The organism is Pseudomonas sp. 44 R 15 (assembly GCF_900004965.1).
GTDB lineage: Bacteria > Pseudomonadota > Gammaproteobacteria > Pseudomonadales > Pseudomonadaceae > Aquipseudomonas > Aquipseudomonas orientalis_A.
In genome coordinates, this window is sequence record NZ_CVTU01000119.1 from 140917 (window position 1) to 146616 (window position 5700).

Here is a 5700-nt window from a genome sequence, read left to right on the forward strand (position 1 = left end):
GAGCCCTTTGGTTACTTTGGGGCTTTTCCAAAGTGACCCGCCGTCAGGGCGGAACCCTAAGTGGCCGTTACCGCAGAAACGGATATGTACTCAACCCAATTCAACATCCTGGTCGGCCCAGAGGCCGCCATCGGGAGCAAGCCCCCTCCCACATTTGGATTGCAGAGCATCCGCTCAGAAGGGTTAAACGCTCTAGCACGCAGGATCCTGTTGTCCGGGCTACTGGCAGGGTGCCACAATGGCGCCTCTGTCGGAGCAGCCAAACAGGCGAATCGCATGCATAGCCTTGGGCATGGGCAAGACCCGGACCACGTCATCGAAGAACAGGTGCGAACCGACCGTTTGCATCAGCTGTTTCGCCAGTCATTCTCGGCCATCTTTGGCGCCTGTCTGGCCGCCATCATGCTCTGCTGGCTGTGCTGGGAGCGTTTCGATCACCACGTCATGGTGGTCTGGCTGGTGCTGCTGGCGGGTTCCTCACTGGTGCGCCTGCAGCTGTTCCTTGAATGGTTTCGCTGCCCCAACAGCGAACGCACGCCCGCGCGCTGGGAGCGTCGTTATTGGCTGACACTGATGCTGTCGGCAGGGATCTGGGGCGGCGGGGCGCTGGCGGTGATGCCCGTCGATGACCGCCTGTCCCAAGTGTTGGTCATGCTGTTTGCCGTGGGCATGTCGGTCAGCGCAGTGTCGTGCTATTCGGCTTATCGCTCCATGTCGCTGGGGTCCATGGGCCTGGTGCTGCTGCCTTGTACCCTGTGGCTTTTGTTCCAGCCGGCGCCGATGCAGGTGGGCGTGGCGCTGGCGGTCTTGGTGTTTTCCTCCTTTGTAGTGGGCGCCACGCGCAAGCTCTCCGATGCCCTGGAAAAAGCCTTTCGCCTGACCCGCCAGATGGAACGTGCGCACACCCTTTCAACCCACGCCGCCCAGACCGATGAACTGACCGGATTGATGAACCGTCGTGCCTTCTTCGAGCGTGCCCAGGCGCTGTACGCCCAATGCCATCGCGAGCAGCAGCCGTTGTGCGCGCTGATGTTGGACATGGATCACTTCAAAAGCATCAATGACACCTACGGTCATCAGACCGGCGATCAGGTGTTGCGCCAGATTGGCGGGGTGATCAGCGCCTCGTTTCGCCAGGTCGATGTGTCCGGTCGTCTGGGGGGCGAAGAATTCGCAATATTGCTGCCCAATACGTCTCTGGAGACCGCGCGCAGCATTGCAGAGCAACTGGTCCAGGCCATTGGCGACCTGCGCGCCGACCCGGTGCAGGGGCTGAGTGCCAGCCTGGGCCTTGCATCGACCCACGCCGAGCCGCTGGACCTGAATGGCTTGATGGACAGCGCCGACAAGGCGCTGTACCGGGCCAAGGCGCTGGGGCGTAATCAGGTCGCCGTGGCGGGCTGATCCTTGGCCATGGCCCTGGCTAACGCCCGCGCGACCTGTTCGGCGGAGTAGGGTTTGGCGAGGAACTCAAAGCCCTCGTACCCATTGTCCGCCAGTTCTTCGCTGTAGCCCGACACGAGCACCACCGGCAGGTCCGCACGGCGCTGACGCAGCAGCCTGGCCATGGCGACACCGGTCATCCCCGGCATCACCACATCCGAAAAAATCGCGTCGAAAGCCTCCGCGTCTTTGCCGGCAAGTGTCAGCGCCTGTTCGGCATTGGTCGCCCAGGTGGTCTGGTAACCCAGGTCCTTGAGGATCTGGCAGGCGAAACGTCCTACCTCAAGGTTGTCTTCGACGATCAGCACATGCCATTGGGTAACGTCCTGCGGTGGTAGCAGCGCTGGATGCTCGGCCTGCGGTGGTGCGACTTCGCCCTCCACCTGGGGCAGGTACAGGGTGAACACCGTACCCAGCCCGAAGGTACTTGCCACATCGATATTGCCGCCCGATTGCTTGGCAAAGCCGAAGACTTGCGACAAACCCAGCCCGGTGCCCTTGCCCACGGCCTTGGTGGTAAAAAACGGTTCGAAAATGCGTTCGAAAGTCTCGCTGGAAATACCGCTGCCGGTGTCGGCCAGGGAAATGCACAGGTGAGGCAGGCGCGACCCGGCGTCACCGCGAATGCGCGGCAGTGGCTGCTGCCCGACGACCTTGATGGTCAGGGTGCCCTGGCCGTTCATCGCATCGCGGGCATTGAGGGCAATGTTGATCAAGGCGGTTTCGAACTGGCTCGGATCGATGCGTGCAAAGCAGGGCTGATCGGGCAATTGCACCTGCACTTGAATGCGTGCGCCGGTAACGCTTTCGAGCATCTCGCCGATGTTGCGCACCCGTTGGCTGACGTCGAACACCTGCGGGTTCAGCGGCTGGCGGCGGGCAAAGGCGAGCAGTTGGCTGGTGAGCTTGCTGGCGCGCTCGACGGTATCGGACACCGCCCACATGTAGCGTTGCCGGCGTTCTTCCGACAGCCCCGGCTGGCGCAGGAAATCCACGGAGGAGCGGATGATCGTCAGCAGGTTGTTGAAGTCATGGGCGACGCCGCCGGTAAGCTGGCCGATGGCCTCAAGCTTTTGTGACTGGCGCAGCGCGGCTTCGGCCTGGGCGAGGGCGCGGGTGCGTTCTTCCACGCGCTGCTCGAGGGTCGCATTGAGTTCGGTATAGGCCGCCAGGCCGGCACGCACCGCGGCATCGGCGCGTACGCGTTCGATATGCGCCCAGGAACGTTCGGTGACTTCGCCCAGGAGCGCCAGGTCATAGGGCGACCAGTAGCGGGGTTGTCTGTCGTGCACGGCCATCAATGCGGTGAGGCGGCCGTCCTTGATCAGGGGCATGCAGAGGGTCGCCGTCACGCCGAGCGCCTGGAAATTCGCGGCTTCATGGGCCGGCAATTCGAGCACGTTATTGCGGATCACCAAGGGCTCGCCGGCCCGCAGGCAGGTCATCGCGCGTTCACCGAACGCGGCCAGGCTGTAACGGCCGACGATGCTCGGCGAGCCTTGCGCCGACCAGTCGCCGCGAATGGTAAAACCGTCCTGATCGTCTTCCATGTCGGCGTAGGCACAAATCGACACTTGCAGGTGTTTGGCCAACAAGCGGGTGGTCGAATTCATGATGGCTTCAGCGTCGGTTGCAGTGGCGACGCTGCTGCCGATGGCTTCCAGCACCGCCAGGCGCCGGGCGAGAAACACCGTGGCAGTGGTTTCCGTGACGGTATCGAGCAACCCGACCACCCGACCCTGGGCATCCCGAATCGGGCTGTAGCAAAAGGTGAAATACGCTTGTTCAGGGGCCTCGCCACGCTGGATCAACAGCGGAAAGTCTTCGATATAGGTGGCCTGACCGGCGAACGCGGTATCGGCGATAGGGCTGATGTCATCCCAGACTTCGTGCCACACGTCGCTGAACGGACGGCCCAGGGCATCGGGCTTGTTACCCAGGATCGGCACGAAGGCGTCGTTGTAGAGGGTGATCAGCTGCGGCCCCCAGACGATGGCCTGGGGGAAGCTGGAGGCGAAGCACAGCGCAACGGTGGTCTTCAACACGTCCGGCCAGTGTTCAAGCGGCCCCAGGGGCGAATGGGTCCAATCATGCCGACGAACCCGCTCTGCCATTTCGCTGCTGTCTTGCAGCCAATTCATCATTGGGTTCACACCTTTTTCGCTACGCGTAGTTAAGCCTTGAAGAGGTCAGACTGCCTAGCTACAGACCGGTATGACCGCAATCAGTTCAGCACGTTACTCTCCCAGATAGCACTTTGATTTTATTGCTCATTTGGCGGCTTGGCCGCAGGCTTTATTGTGTGCCGAACAGCCCCGTCCAATAGATGCCCGCATCGCTTTTCGGGTCCATCGCGTAGGCCGCGCCCAAATCGCGAAATTGCGGGTTCATCAGGTTGGCGCAATGGCCGGGGCTGGCGAGCCAACCGTCGATTACCTTGCGCGGCGTATCGAGACCGGCGGCGATGTTTTCGCCGATATTTTTCCCGACATAGCCGGCCAGCTCGGCGCGGTCGCCGGGGGTACGGCCATCGTGGTCGAGATGATCGAAAAAGTTGCCGTTGGCCATGTTGCGCGTATGGCTGTTGGCGGCGTTGGCCAGGTCGTCGTTCCACGACAGCGGCGTGGTCGCCGTGAACGCCTGGGTGCCGCACTCGCGCGGCTGGGCGCGGGCGGCGTTGATCAGGTCGAGCAGCTTGCGGCCTTCGGTCTGCCAGTCGCCCAGGCCACTGGTCAGCAGCGGACGCGCTAGTACGATGCGCCAGTCCTGGCCGTTGTTGCTCACGCCGATATCGACGAATTGCGGGTCGAGCACCACGCGACAGAAGCTCTCACGCACCGCCTTCATGGCGGCCTCGGCGTCCCTGGGCCCGGACAGGCTGATGGCCTGCACGTTGACCATCGGGTACGCGGCCCGCGCCAGCGACTGCTGCAAATCGCCGACATTGGAGGCCGGCAGCACCAGCCGTGTGTCACTGGCCAGCGGCGGCAACTCCTGGGAACCCTGGTCGTTGCAGCGCTGAACCTGGCTGCGGTACTGGTTGATCTGTTGCACCAACTGACTTTCTTCATTCGCCATCGCGCTGGCGCAGAACACCGTACTGGCGGCCAGCGTCGTAAGACCCATCATCAATGACAGAACGCGCATGGACGTTACCCTTGAGCTTGAAAGTGCCCATGATGCGCGATCCAGGGGCATGCATGCACCCGTTGGTCCGAACTTTTTTCACTCAATTGTTGAGTGGCGGCTGTCGAGCACTCCGGCGACACGGCGCGCAACAGGTACAATTGCCGCTGCCTCGACGTGAAACCCCAGGAATTTGCATGTTCAGCCTTACCCGCTACACCACGCCCTGTCCCGAACCGGTCAACAGCCAGATCCTGCAGTTGGTGGTCGACAACCTCACCGACATCAGCAGCGTGGCCCTGGCGCCCAGTAACCTGCTCTATAACATCTACCAGTACGCCATCGGTTTTGAGGTGCACCTGTATCTTGAGGCGCTGGACGGCTCGAAGGGCATCAGCGTTGAGCTGGTCGTGGCGATGCAGGACGAGACCGTCGTCGGCTTTTGCCTGTACCTGCCGGTGAAGGACGACCCTCAAGCCTGTGGCGTGGCCTTTATGGCCGTGCGCGCCGATTCCAGGCGCCAGGGTGTGGCCCGGGCCATGCTCGATGACGTGTTGGCGCGCTATCCCCATGCGGAACTGGCGTGTTCGGTCGAGAAGGTCCCGACCTTCGAAGCCATGGGCTTCAAGGCGCGCGGCGCGCGCGGCACGCAAGTGCTGATGAATACGCGGGACTACGGGACCGATGGGCTGATGGGGGTGCTGGACGTGGCTGCCATCTACAGCTCGCTGGAAGTGCGGCAGATCCATACCTACCTGCTGCAAAAGCACGGTAAGCGCGCCATGGTCGATGCGGAAAAGCAGCGTGATCGGCATTTGGATCAACTAACGCGCAAGGTACGGATGTTTGTGAGCGAGCGTTTGGCAAGAGGTTCGAACACTGAAGATTAAACTGTGGGAGGGGGCTTGCCCCCGATGGCGGTGTATCAGTCAAATAGGCTGAGACTGACACTCTGCTATCGGGGCATAGGCATCTACACAACTCTGTAGCGCCCAACCGTAACCACAATGCGAAGCGAGTCGCTCTTGATCTTGATCTGCTTTTGATCTCAGGCGCCCCGTTAAACCACGCTGGCCGAACGCAGGCTTGAATTCGTGGGTAACCCGGCAGGACGCCGGGTTAGCCGCACTG

4 protein-coding genes are annotated in these 5700 nt (G+C 61.9%); 2 read left to right on the top strand and 2 right to left on the bottom strand.

The genetic code is table 11. The features are described from left to right. Positions 1 to 276 precede the first annotated feature (276 nt). Positions 277 to 1404 (top strand): GGDEF domain-containing protein, encoded by a 1128-nt coding sequence (locus BFP93_RS25765; protein WP_065895430.1) that lies wholly within the window; start codon positions 277 to 279, stop codon positions 1402 to 1404. Here the strand turns inward: BFP93_RS25765 and BFP93_RS25770 are convergent. Next, entirely contained in the window at positions 1383 to 3587 is a 2205-nt protein-coding gene (locus tag BFP93_RS25770; RefSeq protein ID WP_065895431.1) for a GAF domain-containing protein, read from the bottom strand. The genes BFP93_RS25765 and BFP93_RS25770 overlap by 22 nt on opposite strands. 151 nt (positions 3588 to 3738) lie before the next feature. Then, entirely contained in the window at positions 3739 to 4590 is an 852-nt protein-coding gene (locus tag BFP93_RS25775) for a CAP domain-containing protein (RefSeq protein ID WP_065895432.1), read from the bottom strand. A 176-nt stretch (positions 4591 to 4766) separates the two neighbouring features. Between BFP93_RS25775 and BFP93_RS25780 the strand changes: the two genes are divergently transcribed. Beyond that, on the top strand, positions 4767 to 5459 hold the full coding sequence (locus BFP93_RS25780; RefSeq protein ID WP_065895433.1) for a GNAT family N-acetyltransferase: 693 nt from the start codon (positions 4767 to 4769) through the stop codon (positions 5457 to 5459). Positions 5460 to 5700 lie beyond the last annotated feature (241 nt).